The sequence below is a fragment of the Streptomyces sp. NBC_01551 genome, assembly GCF_026339935.1.
GTDB lineage: Bacteria > Actinomycetota > Actinomycetes > Streptomycetales > Streptomycetaceae > Streptomyces.
On record NZ_JAPEPX010000001.1, the window covers coordinates 5689916 to 5707905 of the forward strand.

The 17990-nt window shown below is 74.0% G+C and carries 19 protein-coding genes; 10 read left to right on the top strand and 9 right to left on the bottom strand.

Going from position 1 to position 17990, the window contains the following annotated elements; all coding sequences use genetic code 11:
* Window positions 1–113 precede the first annotated feature (113 nt).
* Together OG982_RS25690 and OG982_RS25695 are read left to right on the top strand one after the other, a co-directional pair.
* Window positions 114–782, top strand: a complete 669-nt coding sequence (locus OG982_RS25690; protein ID WP_266791706.1) for a uracil-DNA glycosylase — start codon at window positions 114–116, stop codon at window positions 780–782.
* Between the two features lie 95 nt (window positions 783–877).
* Window positions 878–1477 carry a hypothetical protein gene (locus OG982_RS25695; protein WP_266791705.1) on the top strand — a complete coding sequence of 200 codons (600 nt, stop codon included), beginning with the start codon at window positions 878–880 and terminating at the stop codon, window positions 1475–1477.
* A 31-nt stretch (window positions 1478–1508) separates the two neighbouring features.
* Here OG982_RS25695 and OG982_RS25700 read toward each other — a convergent pair whose 3' ends face one another.
* Together OG982_RS25700 and OG982_RS25705 are read right to left on the bottom strand one after the other, a co-directional pair.
* Window positions 1509–2117 carry a hypothetical protein gene (locus OG982_RS25700; protein WP_266782722.1) on the bottom strand — a complete coding sequence of 203 codons (609 nt, stop codon included), beginning with the start codon at window positions 2115–2117 and terminating at the stop codon, window positions 1509–1511.
* A gap of 146 nt (window positions 2118–2263) precedes the next feature.
* Window positions 2264–2788 carry a DinB family protein gene (locus tag OG982_RS25705; RefSeq protein WP_266782720.1) on the bottom strand — a complete coding sequence of 175 codons (525 nt, stop codon included), beginning with the start codon at window positions 2786–2788 and terminating at the stop codon, window positions 2264–2266.
* An 84-nt stretch (window positions 2789–2872) separates the two neighbouring features.
* On the opposite strand from OG982_RS25705, the gene OG982_RS25710 reads away from it, so the two are divergent.
* On the top strand, window positions 2873–3784 hold the full coding sequence (locus OG982_RS25710; protein WP_266782718.1) for a Gfo/Idh/MocA family protein: 912 nt from the start codon (window positions 2873–2875) through the stop codon (window positions 3782–3784).
* On the opposite strand, the gene lnt is transcribed toward OG982_RS25710, so the two are convergent.
* The 5 genes from lnt to OG982_RS25735 all read right to left on the bottom strand — a co-directional run bounded on the left by lnt (window position 3723) and on the right by OG982_RS25735 (window position 7833).
* Entirely contained in the window at window positions 3723–5318 is a 1596-nt protein-coding gene (gene lnt / locus OG982_RS25715; protein ID WP_266782716.1) for an apolipoprotein N-acyltransferase, read from the bottom strand. The genes OG982_RS25710 and lnt overlap by 62 nt on opposite strands.
* A gap of 39 nt (window positions 5319–5357) precedes the next feature.
* On the bottom strand, window positions 5358–5828 hold the full coding sequence (locus OG982_RS25720; protein ID WP_266782715.1) for a nuclear transport factor 2 family protein: 471 nt from the start codon (window positions 5826–5828) through the stop codon (window positions 5358–5360).
* Window positions 5829–5897: 69 nt separating this feature from the next.
* Entirely contained in the window at window positions 5898–6074 is a 177-nt protein-coding gene (locus tag OG982_RS25725) for a hypothetical protein (protein WP_099893904.1), read from the bottom strand.
* A gap of 115 nt (window positions 6075–6189) precedes the next feature.
* Window positions 6190–7068: an undecaprenyl-diphosphate phosphatase gene (locus OG982_RS25730; RefSeq protein WP_266782713.1), complete on the bottom strand. Its 879-nt coding sequence runs from the start codon at window positions 7066–7068 to the stop codon at window positions 6190–6192.
* Window positions 7069–7116: 48 nt separating this feature from the next.
* Window positions 7117–7833, bottom strand: coding sequence for a TVP38/TMEM64 family protein (locus OG982_RS25735; protein WP_266782711.1), 717 nt, complete (start codon window positions 7831–7833; stop codon window positions 7117–7119).
* 49 nt (window positions 7834–7882) lie between these two features.
* Between OG982_RS25735 and OG982_RS25740 the strand changes: the two genes are divergently transcribed.
* From OG982_RS25740 to OG982_RS25755, 4 genes are all read left to right on the top strand, one after another.
* Entirely contained in the window at window positions 7883–8599 is a 717-nt protein-coding gene (locus tag OG982_RS25740) for a DNA alkylation repair protein (RefSeq protein WP_266782709.1), read from the top strand.
* A gap of 256 nt (window positions 8600–8855) precedes the next feature.
* Window positions 8856–10037: an elongation factor Tu gene (tuf, locus tag OG982_RS25745; RefSeq protein ID WP_266782707.1), complete on the top strand. Its 1182-nt coding sequence runs from the start codon at window positions 8856–8858 to the stop codon at window positions 10035–10037.
* A gap of 95 nt (window positions 10038–10132) precedes the next feature.
* Complete coding sequence (locus OG982_RS25750; RefSeq protein WP_266782705.1) at window positions 10133–10996, top strand: patatin-like phospholipase family protein; 864 nt, start codon at window positions 10133–10135, stop codon at window positions 10994–10996.
* A 67-nt stretch (window positions 10997–11063) separates the two neighbouring features.
* Window positions 11064–11855 carry a spermidine synthase gene (locus OG982_RS25755; RefSeq protein ID WP_266791704.1) on the top strand — a complete coding sequence of 264 codons (792 nt, stop codon included), beginning with the start codon at window positions 11064–11066 and terminating at the stop codon, window positions 11853–11855.
* 8 nt (window positions 11856–11863) lie between these two features.
* Here OG982_RS25755 and OG982_RS25760 read toward each other — a convergent pair whose 3' ends face one another.
* Together OG982_RS25760 and OG982_RS25765 are read right to left on the bottom strand one after the other, a co-directional pair.
* Window positions 11864–13186, bottom strand: coding sequence for an MFS transporter (locus OG982_RS25760; protein ID WP_266782703.1), 1323 nt, complete (start codon window positions 13184–13186; stop codon window positions 11864–11866).
* Window positions 13187–13341: 155 nt separating this feature from the next.
* The gene (locus tag OG982_RS25765) at window positions 13342–14385 is read right to left on the bottom strand and encodes a hypothetical protein (protein WP_266782701.1); all 1044 of its coding nucleotides are present in this window, start codon (window positions 14383–14385) and stop codon (window positions 13342–13344) included.
* A gap of 96 nt (window positions 14386–14481) precedes the next feature.
* Here OG982_RS25765 and OG982_RS25770 point away from each other — a divergent pair, with 96 nt between their 5' ends.
* The 3 genes from OG982_RS25770 to OG982_RS25780 all read left to right on the top strand — a co-directional run bounded on the left by OG982_RS25770 (window position 14482) and on the right by OG982_RS25780 (window position 17981).
* Entirely contained in the window at window positions 14482–14934 is a 453-nt protein-coding gene (locus OG982_RS25770; RefSeq protein WP_266782699.1) for a DUF4442 domain-containing protein, read from the top strand.
* 249 nt (window positions 14935–15183) lie between these two features.
* A complete protein-coding gene (locus tag OG982_RS25775) occupies window positions 15184–15336 on the top strand; it encodes a DUF2191 domain-containing protein (RefSeq protein WP_266791703.1) in 153 nt (50 codons plus the stop codon).
* Window positions 15337–15476: 140 nt separating this feature from the next.
* On the top strand, window positions 15477–17981 hold the full coding sequence (locus OG982_RS25780; protein WP_266782697.1) for a glycoside hydrolase family 3 C-terminal domain-containing protein: 2505 nt from the start codon (window positions 15477–15479) through the stop codon (window positions 17979–17981).
* Window positions 17982–17990 lie beyond the last annotated feature (9 nt).

Sequence of the window (17990 nt, forward strand, 5' to 3'; positions counted from 1 at the left end):
CGTTGTCAGTGGCCCCGGGTAGGTTCTGATCAGTAGCCCGACGCAGTTGCACGACGCAGTCGCGCGAAGCGGTTTTGGAAGAACCTGTACCGGAGGTTGTAGACGTGACCCAGATGCTGCCCGAGTCCTGGCTCCCCGCTGTCGGCGGGGAGCTGGACCAGCCCTACTTCAAAGAGCTCACCGAGTTCGTCGAGAAGGAGCGGGCGAACGGGCCGGTCTACCCGCCCCGCGAGCAGGTCTTCGCCGCCCTGGAGGCCACGCCGTTCGACAAGGTGAAGGTCCTGGTCCTCGGCCAGGACCCCTACCACGGCGCCGGCCAGGGCCACGGCCTGTGCTTCTCCGTGCGGCCCGGGGTCAAGACCCCGCCCTCGCTGCGCAACATCTACAAGGAGATGAAGGAGGAGCTCGGCCTCCCCGTCCCCGACAACGGGTACCTGATGCCGTGGGCCGAGCAGGGCGTCCTGCTCCTCAACGCGGTCCTCACCGTCCGCGAGGCCGAGCCCAACTCGCACAAGGGCAAGGGCTGGGAGAAGTTCACCGACGCGGTGATCCGCGCCGTGTCCGAGCGCCCCGACCCGGTCGTCTTCGTGCTCTGGGGCGCCTACGCCCAGAAGAAGATCCCGCTGATCGACGCGGAGCGGCACGTCATCGTCAAGGGCGCCCACCCCTCGCCGCTGTCGGCCAAGAAGTTCTTCGGGTCCCGGCCCTTCACGCAGATCAACGAGGCCGTCGCCGCCCAGGGCCATGAGCCGATCGACTGGCGGATCCCGGACCTGGGCTGACGCCCCACCGCGCCTCGGCGCCATTGCCGGTGCCTGCGGCTAGCGTCTTGACGATCAGACCGGAGCAGGTCTGGCGGAGCGAGCCGGAGGCCGCGGTGACGGAGCAGCGGGAGGCGTCGGAGGACGCCGTCATGACCAGGATCGGCCAGGCGGTCATCCTGCTGCACGCGGGGGACCGTGAGGAGGCGCGCAACCGGCTCGGCGAGATCTGGGCCGAGATCGGAGTGGAGGGCGACGCCCTCCACCGGTGCACGCTCGCGCACTACATGGCCGACGCCCAGGACGATCCCGCCGACGAACTGGCGTGGGACCTGCGCGCCCTCACCGCGGCCGACGGGCTGGGCCCGGGGGACGGGCCCGCCCCGGCGGCGGACGGGCCGGGTCCGGCGGTCGGCGGGCCGGTCCCGGTGGGGCAGCGGCCGGCTCCGGGAGAGGGGCCGCCCGCCCGCCCCGAACCGCATCAGGCCGTGCGCGTGTTCTACCCGTCGCTGCACCTCAGCCTGGCCGCCGACTACGTGAAGCTCCGCCGGCCCGAGGCCGCCCGGGTGCACCTCGCCCGGGCCCGGGCCGCCACCGGCGCACTCGCCGACGACGGCTACGGGAACGGGGTGCGGGCCGCCATCGCCCGGCTGGAGCGCAGGCTCGCGGCGGAACCCGGCGAGGGGCCCCGCGCGTTCCCGGAGCAGGGTTCCTAGGACCTGCGCGGGTTTGCGTACCCGGGCCGGGTCAGCCTTCGCGGACCCCCGCGCAGATGCGGGCCTCGGGGCTGTCCGGGTGCCAGCGGCCGTGGCGGCGCCCGAGGGCGCAGACCTCCGCCGGGTGGACCGGCAGCTCCTTCACCAGCTCCCGCGGTACCTCCGGCCCCGCCTTCTTCCCGCGGTGCCGACGACCCCCGCGGCCCTCGCCGTCGCCCTTGCCGTCGCCGCGTCCGTCGGCCCTGTCGTGCCCGTCGGGCCCGCCTGAGAGCCCCGTCGCGGCCTCGGCGGGCTGCCGGGGCTCCGGGATGTCCGGGACCGGCGGTACGGCCGCCTCCGCCCCTGTGGCGGCGTCCGCGGCGGCGCTCGCCGCGGGGGCGGGGGCGGCCTGGGACGCCGCCGCCTGCCCGGGGCGCCCCGCGACCGTGTCCCCGGCCTTCAGCGCCTCCAGCGCGGGCGCTTGAACGACCACCGGCGAGGCCCCCGGCCCGCCGCGCGCCTCGTGCTGTGGCGGCACCCCGGACGCGGGGGCCGCCGCCGGCTGCATCGGGGCGGGGGTCACATTCACACAGCCGGAGACGGCCGAGACGGCACAGGCGACTCCGAGCAGCAGCGTTGTCGTGGTTCGGGTTGGATGCACCCGCGCAACTCTGCTGTGCGAGGACCCCGTTGCGAAAACCCGCGGGCGATATTGACCCCGCACGGGTGACGGCCGTCCGCAGGTGGACCTGCCGTGCAGTCGCGCGAGTTGCCCGCGGCGCCGGCCCGTGGCGCCGGCCCGCCGCGTCAGTCGCCGGTGGAGCCGTCGAGCTGCTCGCGCAGAAGGTCCGCGTGTCCGTTGTGGCGCGCGTACTCCTCGATCATGTGCGTGTAGACCCAGCGCAGGCTGAACACCTCGCCGCGGTGGTGGCTCTCGGCGCGCGACTCCAGCTCCAACGGGCGGCCCGCCGCGGCCTGCCGGGCCAGTTCGACCTCGGTCTGCCAGACCCGCTCGGCATCCGCATAGGTGTCTTCCTCGCTGAAGTGGAAGTCACCGTCCGGGTCTTCGCGCGTGCAGTACAGCTCGGGCAGCTCCTCGCCCAGCATGATCTCCCGGAACCAGTACCGCTCCACCTCGGCCATGTGCCGCACGAGCCCCAACAGGCTGAGTTCGGACGGGGCGAGGACGGCCTGCCGCAGTTGCGCGTCCGCGAGCCCCTCGCACTTCCACACGAGGGTGGCGCGGTGGTAGTCGAGCCACCCGTCCAGCATGTCCCGCTCGTTGGCGGTGGTCGACGGTTCGGTGCGCTGTGATCCGGAAGTGATGGTCATGCGGCCCATCCTCGGCGACCCCGCCCCCCGCCACCAGGGATTAAGCTCCTCAAGTCCCACAAGGAACGAACCTGGAGGCTCCCGGTGAAGGTTGGCGTCATCGGACTCGGCGACATCGCCCGCAAGGCGTACCTGCCCGTCCTCACCACCCGCCCGGGGATCGAGCTGCACCTGCAGACCCGCACCCCCGCCACACTGGAGCTGATCGGCGGGACCCACCACATCCCGGCCGCACGACGACACACCGACCTGGACGGGCTGCTCGCCGCAGGCCTAGACGCCGCCTTCGTGCACGCCCCCACCGACGTCCACCCCGAGATCGTGACCCGGCTGCTGGAGGCCGGCGTACCGACGTACGTGGACAAGCCGCTCGCCTACGAGCTCGCCGACGCGCGGCGGCTGGTGGAACTCGCCGAGGAGCGCGGGGTGTCGCTGTGCGTCGGCTTCAACCGCCGCCACGCGCCCGGCTACGCGCAGTGCGCCGACCACCCGCGCGAGCTGATCGTCATGCAGAAGAACCGGGTCGGCCTGCCGGAGGACCCGCGCACCCTCGTCCTGGACGACTTCATCCACGTCGTCGACACGCTGCGCTTCCTGCTGCCCGGCGAGGCCGACCACATCGACGTCCGCGCCGTGGTGCGCGAGGGGCTGATGCACCAGGTGGTGCTCCAGATGTCCGGCGAGGGATTCACGGCGCTCGGCATCATGAACCGGCTGTCCGGCTCCACCGAGGAGGTCCTGGAGGTCTCGGGGCAGGACAGCAAGCGCCAGGTCGTCAACCTCGCCGAGATCATCGACCACAAGGGCCAGCCGACCGTGCGCCGCCGCGGGGACTGGGTCCCGGTCGCCCGCCAGCGCGGGATCGAGCAGGTCGTGGACACTTTCCTGGAGGCCGTCCAGGCGGGCAAGACGGTCAGTGCCCGGGACGCGCTGCTCACCCACGAGCTGTGCGAGCGCGTGGTGCTGTCCGCTCTGGAGCAGGCCGCCCGGTCCTGACCGAGCGCACGCCCTCGGCCGCGCAGTACGCCGCCAGTACGGCGAGGGCCGCGCCGACGGGCCAGGCCCCGAAGCGGACGTAGAGGGTGGTGCCCCGGGCGAGCGGGACCTCGTACAGCGCCGCCGCGCTCTGCGAGGTGGACAGCGCGGAGCCGACCCGCTCGCCGGACGGGCCGTACACCGCGCTGATGCCCGTGAGGGTGGCGTGCACCATGGGGCGGCCGGTCTCGGCGGCGCGCAGGGCGGCGATCGAGGCGTGCTGCGCCGGCGCCCAGCTGTCCTGGAAGGACGAGGTCGCCGACTGCGCGATGAGCAGGCCGGCGCCCTCGCGGGCCAGGTACCGGCTCATGTCGGGGAAGGCGGACTCGAAGCAGACCAGCGGGCCCAGCCGGACGTCCGGCCACCCCGGCAGGTCCATGACCACCGGGGAGGCGCCGCGCACGCGGTCCTCGCCGGCCGCCTTGCCGACCGAGGTGGCCCAGCCGAGCAGCGAGCGGGCCGGTATGTACTCGCCGAAGGGGACCAGGCGCATCTTGTCGTAGCGGGCGCCGGTGGGGCCCTGGGGGCCGACCAGCACGGCCGACTTGTGAATCCCGGCCACGGCGCCGGCCGCGGTCGGCGTGGTCGCTCCGGCGCCCGCGCCCGCCGGTGGTTGCCGGGCGTCCACGTTGACCAGCAGCGGAGCCCCCACCTGCGCCGACAGTGCGGCGAGTCGCCGGGCCAGGTCCGGGCGGGCCGTCAGGTCCGCGCCGACACTGCTCTCGCCCCACACCACCAAGTCCGGGCGCTGCCCCGCGAGCTCCCGGGTCAGGCGCTCCCCGGCGGCGAACCGCCGCTCCGCGCTGTCCGGGCCGTCCGCGACGAGACCCGGCTGTACGACGGCCACCCGCAGCCCGCCCGACACCTCCGGCCGGGGCACCCACAGCCACACCACGCCGGTCAGCACCGCGCACCCCGTGATGCCCGCCACCGCCGGGACCCGCGCCGCCGGCGCCGCGATCAGCAGCACCACCGCGCAGTTCACCGCCACCAGCAGCAGGCTCACCAGCCAGACCCCGCCCACCGAGGCCAGCCGCAGCACCGGCGCCACCTGCCACTGGCTGGCTCCGAGCAGCCCCCACGGCCCGCCCAGCCCCTGCCAGGACCGGGCCAGCTCCGACAGCAGCCACCCCGCCGGTACGAGGACCAGCGCCGCGCCCGCCCGCGCCCCGGCGGGGACCCCGCCGAGCAGCTCCCGCACCAGCAGTGCCCACGGGATCCAGAGCAGCCCCAGCAGCGCGGCCAGGGGCAGCAGGAACACGTGCAGGCTGGGCAGCAGCCAGTGGTGGACGGCCAGGATGAACCCGGCGCCGCCCAGCCACCCCTCCAGCGCGGCGCGCCGCCCGGTCGGCGCGGACCTCAGCAGCAGCATCCAGGGCACGAGGGCCACGTAGGCGAACCACCAGAGGGCGGGCGCCGGGAAGGCGAGGCAGGGCAACGCGCCGGCGGCGACCGCGGCCGCCGCACGCCACCACCGGGCCGGCTTCGTGAGCATGAGGCGCCTCCGCTTCCAGTGTGGGACGGGCGGGCCGGATCAGCCGGACAAGTGGCGCCACTTCTCGTGCACGGTGACGCGGCTGAGCCGCCAGCCGTCGCGGGTGCGGGCGAGCGCGAAGGTGTAGCGCCCGGCCGCGACGAAGTTGGGCGCGGCGGCGCCGTCGTCGCCGGACCCGGCGGCGGACAGCCGCATCGGGTTCACGAAATCCGCTCGCACCTCGGCCGAGTCCCCGGGCGAACCGCCCAGGTCCTCCAGCCGGATCAGCCGGTTGACGATCAGGTGCTGCCGTACGGGGAACAGCCGCATGGTCTGCTCGAGCCAGTCCGCGACCTGCACCGCGGGGCCCTCGATCCCGCCCGCCGAGCTGTAGTCGGCCCGGCCGGACGGGACGAACAGGGCGCGGTAGGCGTCCCAGTCCCCGTCGTCCACGGCCACGGCGTACCCCGAGACCACCTCGTCGATGGCGAGGCGGTCCATTACCGTCGCGAGGTCCACACGCTGCGTCATCGGGTCAGTGTGGAGGCGCGGGCCGCCCAGGCCAAGGGGCGTGCGCGTACGGGATCTCCGTCGGCGCGGTCAGTGACCGGAATGTGCCTCCCGCTGCCGCACCACGACGAGGAACGCGTCGGTGGCCAGGTCCATCACCACCTCGGCCGGCACGCCCTCCCGCATCCGCTCCGCGGCGTACTCCTCGGCCGGCCAGCTTCCCCTCGGACTACCGGCCGGAAAACGCTCCAACACCACGCGACCCATGGGACACCCCCTGCTGCTTGCCTTCAGGTCTCTCCAGGCACAACGACGCGGAGGCCGCCCGGGAACGTTCCCGAGCGGCCTCCGGTTCACGCGTCCTGGTGACGCGAAGGGGTGGCTAGGACCCGGACTCGCCGGCGTGCGGGCTCAGCACGCCCGCGGCGATCAGGGCGAACAGGGCGATGCCCAGCAGGATCCGGTAGATCACGAACGGCATGAAGCTCTTGGTGGAGATGAACTTCATGAACCACGCGATCACGGCGTAGCCGACGAAGAAGGCGATGACCGTCGCGAAGATCGTCGGTCCCCAGGAGATGTGGCCCGGGTTCTCCATCACGTCCTTGATCTCGAACGCGCCCGAGGCCAGGACGGCCGGGATGGCGAGGAGGAAGGAGTACCGGGCCGCCGCCTCGCGGGTGAAGCCCAGCAGCAGACCGCCGGAGATCGTCGCGCCGGACCGGGAGACGCCCGGGATCAGGGCCATCGCCTGGCATACACCGAAGATCAGGCCGTCCTTGACGCCCAGTTCCTTCAGCGTCTTGCGGCTGCGGATCGCGCGGTGGCGGCCGCCCTCCTCGTCACGCGCGGCCAGCCGGTCGGCGATGCCGAGCACGATGCCCATCACGATGAGGGTGGTGGCGGTCAGCCGCAGGTCGCGGGCAGGGCCCACGATCGCGTCCTTGAACACAAGGCCGAGGACACCGATCGGGATCGACCCGACGATCACCAGCCAGCCCATCTTCGCGTCCTGCTCCGAGCGCAGCGCCTTGGTGTAGAGCGAGCGGAACCAGGTGGAGACGATCCGCGCGATGTCCTTGCGGAAGTAGATCAGCACGGCGGCCTCGGTGCCGATCTGGGTGATGGCGGTGAAGGCAGCTCCGGGATCGTGCCAGCCGGCGAACGCCGCGGTCAGCCGCAGATGGGCGCTGGAGGAGATCGGGAGGAACTCCGTAAGCCCCTGGACGAGACCGAGGATTAGGGATTCGAACCAGCTCATGTCGGGGTGCGCTCGTCCTTGTGATCGTCGGGCAGTTCGGGTCCGATGCTAGGGCCCGTGGGAAGCGGCCGTGACCACAGGGGGGTGTTGGGGCGCCTGCTCACGCGGGGCGGGCGGTGCGAACCGGTGCCGCTCGCGCCAGGCGACGGCCCCCGCGACGACCGCGGAGACGGCGATGAAGCCGAACGAGGCCAGGAACGCCGGGGAACCCGGGGAGGAGGCACTGGACCCCGCGATCACGTACGCGGCGGTGTTGGGGACCGTGCCGATCGCGGTGGCCAGCAGGAACGGCAGCCAGCCGCAACGGGAGACGGCCGCGCAGTAGTTGGCGGCCGCGAACGGCACCCCGGGGAAGATCCGGACCGCGAGCATCGAGCGGAAGCCGTGCCGGCTGAGCTGGCCGTCGGCCGCCTTCAGCCAGCGCCCGCGAAGGTACGGACGCAACGCCTCCTGGCCCATGATCCGGCCGAGGCCGAAGGAGATCCCGGCGCCCAGGACCGTCCCGCCGACCGCCGCGACCAGGCCGAACTGGGTCCCGAAGACGGCTCCCGCCGCGAGGTTGAGCAGGGGTCGCGGGACGAACGCCGCCGTGCAGAGCCCGTACGCGGCCGCGAACAGCAGCACCGCCGCGCCGACGGGCAGTCCCGGCGGCCAGCCCTCCGAGAGGATGCGCTGGGGCTCGTACAGCAGCACGCACACCCCGGCCGCCACGAGCAGCAGGACGAGCAGCGCAAGCCGGGTCCACGGCGCGAGGAGGAGGGACATCCCGGGAGACTAGCCGACGTATGCGGCGTCGCGCCGTAATCTGGGCCTCATGCGGCCGAACGACCAGCGACCCCCGGGTGTTCCGCTCAGCGCCCTCGCCGACCTGCTGACCGAGCGCCTGATCGCGGCGTACGGAGCGGCTGCCGACCCGGAGCGGGCCGGGCAGATGGCCGCGTACATGAAGGACGTCGCGCCGTTCCTCGGGATCCGCACCCCGCTGCGCCGCGAACTGTCCCGGGCCGTGACCAAGGACACCCCGGAGCCGGCCGAGGCGGACTGCGCGGCGCTCGCGCTGCGCTGCTGGGGCCTCGCGGAGCGTGAGTACCAGTACTTCGCGGCGGACTACCTGCGGCGGCACGTGTCCCGCTGCTCCTCCGGGTTCCTGCCCGTCGTGCGGCACCTGATCGTCACCGTCCCCTGGTGGGACACCGTGGACACGCTCGCCGCGCACACCGTCGGCCCGCTGGTGGCCGCCGACCCCGGGCTGCGGGCCGTGATGGACGAGTGGATCGGGGACGAGCACCTCTGGGTCGCCCGCACCGCCCTCCTGCACCAGCTGCGCTACAAGGAGGCGACCGACACCGGGCGGCTCTTCGCCTACTGCCGCCGCCAGGCGGGCCACCCGGACTTCTTCGTCCGCAAGGCGATCGGCTGGGCGCTGCGCGAGTACGCCAAGACCGACCCGGAGGCCGTGCGCGCGTTCGTCACGGCCGAACGGGGCTCGCTGTCCCCGCTGTCGGTGCGCGAGGCTCTCAAGAACCTCTGACCGGGGGGAAATTCATTCGACGCCGCCCCGGCCCTCCGGCAGGATCAGGGGCATGTCCCGGTACGCCTTCCCCGCAGCGCCGTCCGCAGTCGCGGACGCGCCGAAGGCTGCCCTCCCCGCAGCGGCACCCGCTCCCGCCGCGTTCGGCGGCGCACGAAGCTGACCCTTCCCGGATCGTCCGGCGGACCCCACAGGGGGAGGGTCGGTTCGCTCCAGGGGTCCCGTCTCCAGCTTCGGAAGCACTCGGGAAGACATCATGGCCAAGACGGCCTTCGTACGCACCAAGCCGCACCTCAACATCGGCACCATGGGTCACGTCGACCACGGCAAGACCACGCTCACCGCCGCCATCACCAAGGTCCTCGCCGCGCGGGGCGGCGCCTCCTTCGTACCCTTCGACCGGATCGACCGGGCCCCGGAGGAGTCCCGGCGCGGGATCACCATCAACCTCACGCACGTCGAGTACGAGACCGACACCCGCCACTACGCCCACGTGGACATGCCGGGCCACGCCGACTACATCAAGAACATGGTCACTGGCGCCGCCCAGCTCGACGGGGCGATCCTCGTCGTCTCCGCGCTCGACGGCGTCATGCCACAGACCGCCGAGCACGTCCTGCTCGCCCGCCAAGTCGGCGTGAACCACATCGTGGTGGCGCTCAACAAGGCGGACGCCGGGGACCCCGAGCTCACCGACCTGGTCGAGCTGGAGGTCCGCGAGCTGCTCACCGCGCACGGCTACGGCGGGGACGCCGCTCCCGTCGTACGGGTCTCCGGGCTCGGGGCGCTGGAGGGCGACCCGCGCTGGACCGGGGCGATCGAGGCGTTGCTGGACGCGGTCGACACGTACGTCCCGATGCCCGTGCGGTACACGGACGCGCCGTTCCTGCTGCCGGTGGAGAACGTGCTGACCATCACCGGGCGCGGGACCGTCGTGACCGGCGCCGTCGAGCGCGGCAGCGTCCGCCCGGGCGACCGGGTGAGCGTCCTCGGCGGCGACGGCGAGGCCGTCGAGACCGTGGTCACGGGCCTGGAGACCTTCGGGAAGCCGATGGAGTCCGCCGAGGCCGGCGACAACGTCGCTCTGCTGCTGCGCGGGGTGCCGCGCGACGGCGTGCGCCGCGGGCACGTGGTGGCCGCGCCCGGCAGCGTGCGGCCGCGCCGACGCTTCACGGCGCGGGTGTACGTGCTCTCCGGACGGGAGGGCGGCCGCACGACACCGGTCGCCAGCGGGTACCGGCCGCAGTTCTACATCCGGACCGCCGACGTGGTCGGGGACGTGGACCTGGGCGAGGCCGCGGTGGCCCCGCCCGGCGAGACGGTCACCATGACCGTCGAGCTGGGGCGGGACGTCCCGCTGGAGGCGGGGCTCGGCTTCGCCATCCGCGAGGGCGGCCGGACGGTCGGCGCGGGCACGGTGACCACCGTGCTCGACTGAAGCCCACTCGCGCGGGGGCGACCCCTTGGTGGTGACGGCGGACGGCGTGCGCCAGACTGCCGTCACCACTGGCGCGTGAAGAGGGGCGGACGGACATGGGAAGCGGCGGCGACACGGCACTGGTGCTCGGCGGCGGGGGACTCACCGGCGTCGGCTGGGAGTCCGGGATCCTGTACGGCCTCGCCCGCGCTGGCGTGGACCTGAGCACCGCGGACCTCGTCGTCGGCACCTCGGCGGGCTCGCTCGTCGGCGCCCAGCTCACCTCCGGGCTGCTCACCCCGCAGGAGCTCTACGAGCGCCAGCTCGGCGACGGCTCCGGGGAACCGGTGGCCCGGTTGGGGGTCGGGCTCGTCGCCAAGTACGCCGTCGCGATGGCCCGGTCCCGGGACGCCACGGCCTACCGGCAGCGGGTCGGCGCCATGGCCCTCGCCGCCGCCGGGACCACCGACGAGGCGGAGCGGCGCGAGGTGCTGGCGGCCCGGCTCGTCTCGCACGAGTGGCCCGAGCGCCGCCTCGTCGTCACCGCCGTCGACGCCCTGAGCGGCGAGCTGGCCGCCTTCGACCGCGAGAGCGGCGCCGGGCTGCTGGACGCCGTCTCGGCGAGCTGCGCGGTGCCGATGGTGTGGCCGCCCGCGACGGTGGGCGGGCGGCGCTTCATCGACGGCGGGATCCGCTCCGCGACCAACGCCGATCTGGCCGCCGGACATGCCCGCGTCGTCATCATCGCGCCCATGGCCCTCGGTGCCGGGCTGATCCCCTCGCCCGCCGCTCAGGCGGCGCGGCTGCGGGAGGAAGGCGCGCGGGTGCTGCTGATCACGCCGTCCTCGGCGGCCCGCAAGGCCTTCGGGCGCAACGTACTGGACCCGGCCCGGCGGGCGCCGGCGGCGCGGGCCGGGCTCGCGCAGGCGGCGGAGCACGCCGCCGAGGCCGCCGCGATCTGGTCCGGCCCGGCGGCCTGACAATGGTGGGGTGAGCGACGAACAGATCCCGGTGATCCGGGAAGTGGGCCAGGGCACCGCCAAGCTGATGCCGGACGTGGACCGGGAGCGGGCCTGGCTGCTGACCGTCGACGGGGCCCCGCAGTCGTACGTGGACCTGGACGAGCCGGAGCACCTGGAGTTCGAGTACGTACGCCGACTCGCGCACGTGCTCGACTGCGCGGCGGAGCCGGGGGCCGGGCTGGACCTCCTGCACCTGGGCGGGGGCGCACTGACCCTGCCGCGCTACACGGCGGTGACCCGGCCGGGCTCCCGGCAGACGGTGGTCGAGTTCGACGCGCCACTGGTGGAACTGGTCGCGGAGCACCTCCCGCTGGCCGACGGCGCGCGGGTGGCGGTGCACGCCGCCGACGCCCGCGCGTGGCTGGAGGGCGCGGCCGCCGGGAGCGCGGACGTGATCGTGGCCGACGTGTTCGGCGGCTCGCGGGTCCCGGCGCAGCTCACGTCCGCCGAGTACGCCCGGGAGGTGGCGCGGGTGCTGCGCCCCGGCGGGCTGTACGCGGCGAATCTGGCCGACGGGGCGCCGTTCGGCTTCCTTAAGGCGCAGCTGGCGAACTTCGGGGCGGTGTTCGGGGAGCTCGCGCTGATCGCCGAGCCGTCCGTGCTGCGCGGGCGCCGGTTCGGGAACGCGGTGCTGGTGGCGTCGGACCGGGAGCTGCCGCTGGCGGACCTGACGCGGCGCTGCGCGGCGGACGTGTTCCCCGCCCGCGTCGAGGCGGGGCCGGCGCTGGCCCGCTTCATGCGGGGCGCACTGCCGGTGCCGGACGCGGACGCCGTGTCCTCGCCGGAGCCACCGGAAGGCGCCTTCAGCGTGGGCTGAGCCCGGGCTCAGGCCGCCTTGGCGGGATGGGGCGCGGACGGCTGCTGGGTTCCGGTGGCGACGGGCTTCGATGGTTTGCGGGTCATCCGGCGGACGTCCGGGACGAGCAGGACGACCGCCGTGCCGAGGACGACCAGGGCCGCGCAGCCCCACAGAGCCGTGGTGCGCCCGAAGGCGGTTTCGGCCGGCCCGGCCAGCGCGGTGGCCAGCGGGAGCATCGACACCGAGCCGAACCAGTCGTAGGCCGAGACGCGGGAGAACTTCTCCTCCGGGATCTCCTGGTGCATCGTGGCCATCCAGTTCACGCCGAACACCTCGATGGCCAGGCCGCTGACCAGCATCACGGCGCACAGGCCCCACACCGGCAGCGGAACCGCCAGCCCTGCCGACGGCAGCGCCAGCGGGAACACGCACAGGGTGCCGACCAGCAGCAGCCGGCGCGGCTTCCAGAACATCATCAGGACGGCCCCTGCGATGGTGCCGGCGCCGAAGCAGGCCAGGGCCACGCCCCAGGGGGCGGGCCCGCCCAACTGGTCCCGGGCGACGAGCGGACCGTAGACCGCCTCCGCGGCGCCCACGACGGCGACGACGACGGAGAACTGGAGCACGATGCTCCACAGCCAGGGGCGGGTCTTGACCTCGACCCAGCCCTCGCGCAGGTCGGCCAGCAGGCCGCCGCCGGGGGCCCGGCCGGGGACGTGGCCGACGTCCAGGAACGCCCGCAGGGCTCCGGCGACCGCGAACGCGGCCGCGTCCACCGCCAGCACCCAGCCGGGGCCGATAGCGGCGATCATCGCTCCGCCGAGCGCGGCGCCGCCGATGCCGGCGCCGTTCATCGCCATCCGGAAGAGGGCGAAGGCGCGGTTGGAGTGTTCGCCGGAGACGCTGGAGAGCAGCATCCCCTCGGCCGCCGGGTTGAAGAACGCCGTGCCGGTGCCGCAGAGCGCGGTGAGCAGCATCATCTGCCACAGCTGGGGGTCGCCGGCCAGCACGAGGACGGCGAAGGCGGCCTGCGAGACGCAGTTCAGGGCGTTGGCCGCGACCATCACGCGGTGCCGGGGCAGCCGGTCGGCGAGGGCCCCGCCGATGAGGAGGAACAGGACGAGCGGCAGCGTACGGGCGGCGGCGACGAGGCCGACGTCGCCGGGGGAACCGCCGGCCTCCATGACCGCGAACGAGGCCGCGATGAGCGCTCCGTGGCTGCCGAGGTTCGTCACGACGGCGGCGCCCGTCAACAGGGTGTAGTTGCGGCTGGCCCACTCGGGTCTGCGGCGGCGCGGCGCGGACGTACGGACGGAGCGGGAGGAGGCGTCGGCGGGTGGAGAGCTCACCCACGGACTATCCCCGCCCCGGGCCGAGAATCCAAACGGATATCCGGCCCGGGGTGGGGACGCGTCAGCGCTGCGGGCCGGCCTCCACGGGCGGCGGGCCGGCCTTCGCGGGCGGCGGACCGATCAGCTGGTGCTGAGGCGGACCGAGCTACCGATCAGCTGGTGCTGAGGCGGACCGAGCTGAGGATCTTCTCGTACGTCTCCTGCGTGACCTCGCCCTCGACACCGGCGGCGCCGTACAGCACCCAGGTGGCGAAGTCGCCCTTGGTGTTCTTGAAGCTGAAGGCGATGCTCTTGCCGTCGGAGGAGCACTTGTTCGCCTTCGGCACCGGGCCGGCCGTCGCGGTGGCGATGTGGCCCTTGAGCCCGGAGGCGGTGGTGTACTCCTTGGCCGGGGTGGACTTGACGACCTCGCGCGGGTTCTTCACGCCCTGCGCGTACGCGGCGAACACCCAGCTCTCGGCGGCGTTGACGGAGGCCTCGGCGGTGTCCTTGGCACCCTGGGCGCCCTTGGTGCCGGTGCCGGCCAGCGAGGTCGACTCCTCACTGCCGTTCTTGTCGGAGTCGACCTTGCACCAGTCGTCCTTGAGGAAGGCCGGCGCCGACATCATGACGAAGGCCGAGCCGTCGTTCTTCTTCTCGTCCTCGAAGCCCGTGGACATGCCGGAGCTCGAGACCTTCCACTCCGGCGGAACGTCGAAGACAGTGCCGTACTTGGGGTTGACGACCACCTTCCAGCCGGGGATGACCGGCTTGACCTGGTCGTCGGCGCGCGGGTTCGAGCTCGGGGCGGCCGGCGCCGCCGAGCTGGGCGGCGGGGAGGAGGCCGCGGCGGGCTTGGCGTCCGCCTCGTCGTTCTTCTTGTCGTCCCGGGTCAGGACGTACGCGCCCATGCCGGCCGCCGCGACGACGACCGCGGAGGCCGCGACGATGGCCACCGTCTTGGTGGAGTACGGGCTGGTGCGGCCACCGCGCGGGGCGGCGGCGGGCTGCTGCTGCGGGGCCTGGCCCCAGGGCTGAGTGGGAGGCGGCGTCTGGTAGCCCGCCTGCGGGTATCCGTAACCGGGCTGCTGCTGGCCGAACCCCGGCTGCTGCTGGTTGTACGGGTTCGGCTGTCCCGGCTGCTGCTGGTACGGGTTCTGTTGCGCGTCCTGGGGGTTCTGCTCGCCCCCGGGCTGCTGCTGCTGTCCTGGCCACATGGCCGGTAACGATAGTGGGAGCGGGGGCGACGGGTCACGGCCGCCCCCGTAACAGGTCTGGTCAAGGGCGTCTACTCGTGGGTAACATCGCGTCTCATGAGCGCAGATCAGATGAACGTGGGCGAACTGCTCGCCGCGACCGTGCCGATGGCCCGGACCCTGAACCTCCAGTTCCTGGAGACCACCCCGGAGCGCGCCGTCGTCCGCCTTCCGGACCAGCCCGACTTCCACAACCACGTCGGCGGTCCGCACGCGGGCGCCATGTTCACGCTGGCCGAGTCCGCGAGCGGGGCCATCGTCCTGGCCGCCTTCGGCGAGCAGCTCTCGCGCGCCGTGCCGCTGGCCGTGCGGGCCGAGATCGGCTACAAGAAGCTCGCCAAGGGCGTCGTCACGGCCACCGCCACCCTGGGCCGTCCGGCAGCCGAGGTCGTCGCCGAGCTCGATGCCGGCGGTCGCCCCGAGTTCCCGGTCACCATCGCGATCCAGCGCGAGGACGAGGCCGTGACCGGCGAGATGACGGTCGTCTGGACCCTCCGCCCGAACGCGTAGCGGGCCGACGGTGGAGGAGTGCGGGGCCGCGTCCGGAAGGGCGCGGCCCCGCACTTGTCCCCGGCTCCGAATCCCGCTCCGAATCCCGTGCCGCAACGCGCTGGGTTCCCCACCGGGTCCCCCGCCCGATCCCCGGCGGGCCCGGGCCCGGCGCCGCTAGAGTCCCTCGCACGACGAAGGGGAGGGGTCCTCGTGAACAAGACGGCCAAGGTCAGCGTCAGTCTCGACGCCGAACTCGTGGTGGAGGTGATGGTCCTCGCCGGGATCGGCTCGCCCCAGGACGCGGTGGAGGCCGTCGTACGGGACTACATCGCCCGCGGCCACCGCACCGAGGCGCGGGTGCAGACCCAGGACGAGCCCCGGCGGGACCCCGACACCCTGCAGCAGCCGCCGCAGGGCTGAACCTCGGCGGCGCGGTGGCGCGTCAGGGCGGACCCGCGGGGCGGGCGGCGCACAGTGGTCGGCGGGGAGCGGTCCGGCGCGGGCCGCTCCCCGCCGACTGACGCCGGTCGACTCCGAAGCCGACTCCGCGGGGAGCGCCCATGAGCGAGGCCTTGTCCAGACGTTCCGCGATCCGGCTGCTCGGGGCGTTGGGGGCCGCGCTCGGGACGGGAGGCTGCGTCGCCACCGTCCCGCCGGGCGCGGGCGTGCGGGAATCCTCGGCCGAGGCCACGGCGGCCGCCGCCCGGCCCGGGAGCGCGGCCCGCGTCGACGCCCTGCTCGGCCGGCTCACCCTCGACGAGAAGACCGCCCTGCTGCACGGCGCTCGGGACCCGGCCCCGCTCGGCCAGGCAGGCTACGTGCCCGGCGTCCCTCGCCTCGGCGTCCCGGCGCTGCGCTTCGCCGACGGGCCCGCCGGGGTGCGCGTCGCCCGGCCCGCCACCGCGCTGCCCGCGCCGGTCCTGCTCGCCTCCGCCTTCGACCCCGCGCTCGCCCGCGAGTACGGCCGGGTCCTCGGCCGCGAGGGCCGCGCCCTCGGCCAGGACGTCCTCCTGTCGCCCATGGTCAACCTGATCCGCACCCCCTTCGCCGGGCGGAACTTCGAGACCTTCTCCGAGGACCCGCGGCTGACGGCCGACCTGGTAGGCGAGGTCGTGCGCGGGATCCAGGACGAGGGGCTCATCGCCGCCGTCAAGCACTTCGCCCTCGGCAACCAGGAGCAGGGCCGCGACACCATCGACGCCGTCGCCGCCGAGCGGACGCTGCACGAGACCGAGCTGCGCGGCTTCGAGGCCGCCGTCGTCGCCGGCGCCGGAGCGGTGATGGGCGCGTACAACAAGGTCAACGGCACCTACGCATGCGAGAGCAAGCCGCTGCTCGACGAACTGCTGCGGGGCGGCTGGGGGTTCGACGGCTGGGTGATGTCCGACTGGGACGCCACCCACAGCACCGTCGCCTCCATCAACGCCGGCCTCGACATGGAGATGCCCGACGGCACCCACTTCGGCGGCCCGCTGCGCGAGGCGGTGACGGCCGGCTCGGTGCCCGAGGAGGCCGTCGACCTCGCGGTGCGCCGGGTGCTGAGCACCATGGACCGTTTCGGGCTGCTCACGGACCGCCCCGCCGCCCGGCCCCGGCGCGAGCCCGCCGCCGGGGCCCGGATCGCCCGCCGGGTCGCCGCCGCCGGGGCGGTGCTGCTGCGCAACGAGCACGCCACCCTGCCGCTGACCGGGGCCGCGGCCCGCTCCGTCGCGGTGATCGGCCCCACCGGCCAGGTGCCGTTCGTCAGCGGCGGCGGCAGCGCCCACGTCGTCCCCGACCGGGCGGCCGCCCCGCTCGCCGCCATCAGGAAGCGGGCCGGGAACGGCGCCACCGTCCGCTACGCCCTCGGCGAGGACGTCTACGGCCGCCCCCTCCCGCCGGACCTGCTCTCGCCCGCCGCCGCCCTGGACGACCGGGCCGTCGCCCCCGGGGGCCGCTGGAGCCACGAGGGCGGGTTCAGCCTCGCCGCCGACGACGAATGGACCCTGATCGTCCACTACACCGGCATGCGGCCCAGCGTCTGCCTCGACGGCGAGGAGCTGTTCCCCGTCCTGCAGGGCATGGCCGAGTACTTCGCGGGCGGACTCCTCGCGGCCGCGCCCGACGGGCGGACCGTCCGCCGCCGCAGCCTCGCGCTCAAGGCGGGCCCCCACCGGCTCGCGGTGACCGCCGAGGGCGGGGAGCGGGGGCAGCGGTTCCGGCTCCGGCACACCACCGGGGCGACCCGGGCCGCCGACGTCGCCGAGGCCGTCAAGACCGCCAAGGCCGCGCGCAGCGTGGTGCTGTTCGCCTACGAGGACGCCACCGAGGGCAGGGACCGTACCTCCCTGGGACTGCCCGGGGGACAGGCCCGGCTGATCGAGGAGGTCGCCGCCGCGAACCCGCGCACCACGGTGGTGCTCAACACCTCCTCCAGTACGACCATGCCGTGGCTCTCCCGTACCGGGGCGGTCCTCCAGATGTACTACCCGGGCCAGGAGGGCGCGGGCGCCACCGCCGACCTCCTCTTCGGGGACGTGGACCCCGGCGGGCGGCTCACCCAGACCTTCCCGGCCGACGAACGGGCCACCCCGGTCGCGGGGGAGCCGCTGCGCTACCCCGGGGTCGGCGGCCGCCAGGAGTACACCGAGGGCGTGCACGTCGGCCACCGCTGGTACGACGAGCAGCGGGTGGCCCCGCTGTTCCCGTTCGGGTACGGGCTCTCGTACACGACGTGGGAGTACGAGAAACCGGCCGTCCGGGCGGAGCGCGGCGGGCTGCGCGTGGAGTTCACCGTCCGCAACACCGGGCGCCGCAAGGGCACCGAGGTGGCCCAGGTGTACGTGGGTCCCTCCCCGGACCTGAAGCTGGACCAGCCGGTGCGCGTGCTGGCCGGCTACCGGCGGCTGACCCTGGCGCCGGGGGAGGCGCAGCGGGTCGTGATCGACGTCGACGCCCGGGCGCTGTCGTCCTGGGACCCCGAGGCGCACGGCTGGGTGCTCGGTTCCGGCCGCAGGGAGGTGTTCGTGGGCCGTTCCTCCCGAGAACTCCCACTGAAGGCAAAGGCTGTGGTGAGGAGCGGATAGGCTGCCCGT

What these genes read in the sequence shown, in the direction of transcription:
- OG982_RS25725 (WP_099893904.1), bottom strand. Translation starts at nt 6,074, where the DNA reads ATGGGTCGCGTGGTGTTGGAGCGTTTTCCGGCCGGTAGTCCGAGGGGA.
- OG982_RS25765 (WP_266782701.1), bottom strand. Translation starts at nt 14,385, where the DNA reads ATGTGGCCAGGACAGCAGCAGCAGCCCGGGGGCGAGCAGAACCCCCAG.
- OG982_RS25750 (WP_266782705.1), top strand. Translation starts at nt 10,133, where the DNA reads ATGGGAAGCGGCGGCGACACGGCACTGGTGCTCGGCGGCGGGGGACTC.
- OG982_RS25770 (WP_266782699.1), top strand. Translation starts at nt 14,482, where the DNA reads ATGAGCGCAGATCAGATGAACGTGGGCGAACTGCTCGCCGCGACCGTG.
- OG982_RS25730 (WP_266782713.1), bottom strand. Translation starts at nt 7,068, where the DNA reads ATGAGCTGGTTCGAATCCCTAATCCTCGGTCTCGTCCAGGGGCTTACG.
- lnt (WP_266782716.1), bottom strand. Translation starts at nt 5,318, where the DNA reads ATGCTCACGAAGCCGGCCCGGTGGTGGCGTGCGGCGGCCGCGGTCGCC.
- OG982_RS25780 (WP_266782697.1), top strand. Translation starts at nt 15,477, where the DNA reads ATGAGCGAGGCCTTGTCCAGACGTTCCGCGATCCGGCTGCTCGGGGCG.
- OG982_RS25720 (WP_266782715.1), bottom strand. Translation starts at nt 5,828, where the DNA reads ATGACGCAGCGTGTGGACCTCGCGACGGTAATGGACCGCCTCGCCATC.
- OG982_RS25705 (WP_266782720.1), bottom strand. Translation starts at nt 2,788, where the DNA reads ATGACCATCACTTCCGGATCACAGCGCACCGAACCGTCGACCACCGCC.
- OG982_RS25690 (WP_266791706.1), top strand. Translation starts at nt 114, where the DNA reads ATGCTGCCCGAGTCCTGGCTCCCCGCTGTCGGCGGGGAGCTGGACCAG.
- OG982_RS25775 (WP_266791703.1), top strand. Translation starts at nt 15,184, where the DNA reads ATGGTCCTCGCCGGGATCGGCTCGCCCCAGGACGCGGTGGAGGCCGTC.
- OG982_RS25740 (WP_266782709.1), top strand. Translation starts at nt 7,883, where the DNA reads ATGCGGCCGAACGACCAGCGACCCCCGGGTGTTCCGCTCAGCGCCCTC.
- OG982_RS25735 (WP_266782711.1), bottom strand. Translation starts at nt 7,833, where the DNA reads ATGTCCCTCCTCCTCGCGCCGTGGACCCGGCTTGCGCTGCTCGTCCTG.
- OG982_RS25755 (WP_266791704.1), top strand. Translation starts at nt 11,064, where the DNA reads ATGCCGGACGTGGACCGGGAGCGGGCCTGGCTGCTGACCGTCGACGGG.
- tuf (WP_266782707.1), top strand. Translation starts at nt 8,856, where the DNA reads ATGGCCAAGACGGCCTTCGTACGCACCAAGCCGCACCTCAACATCGGC.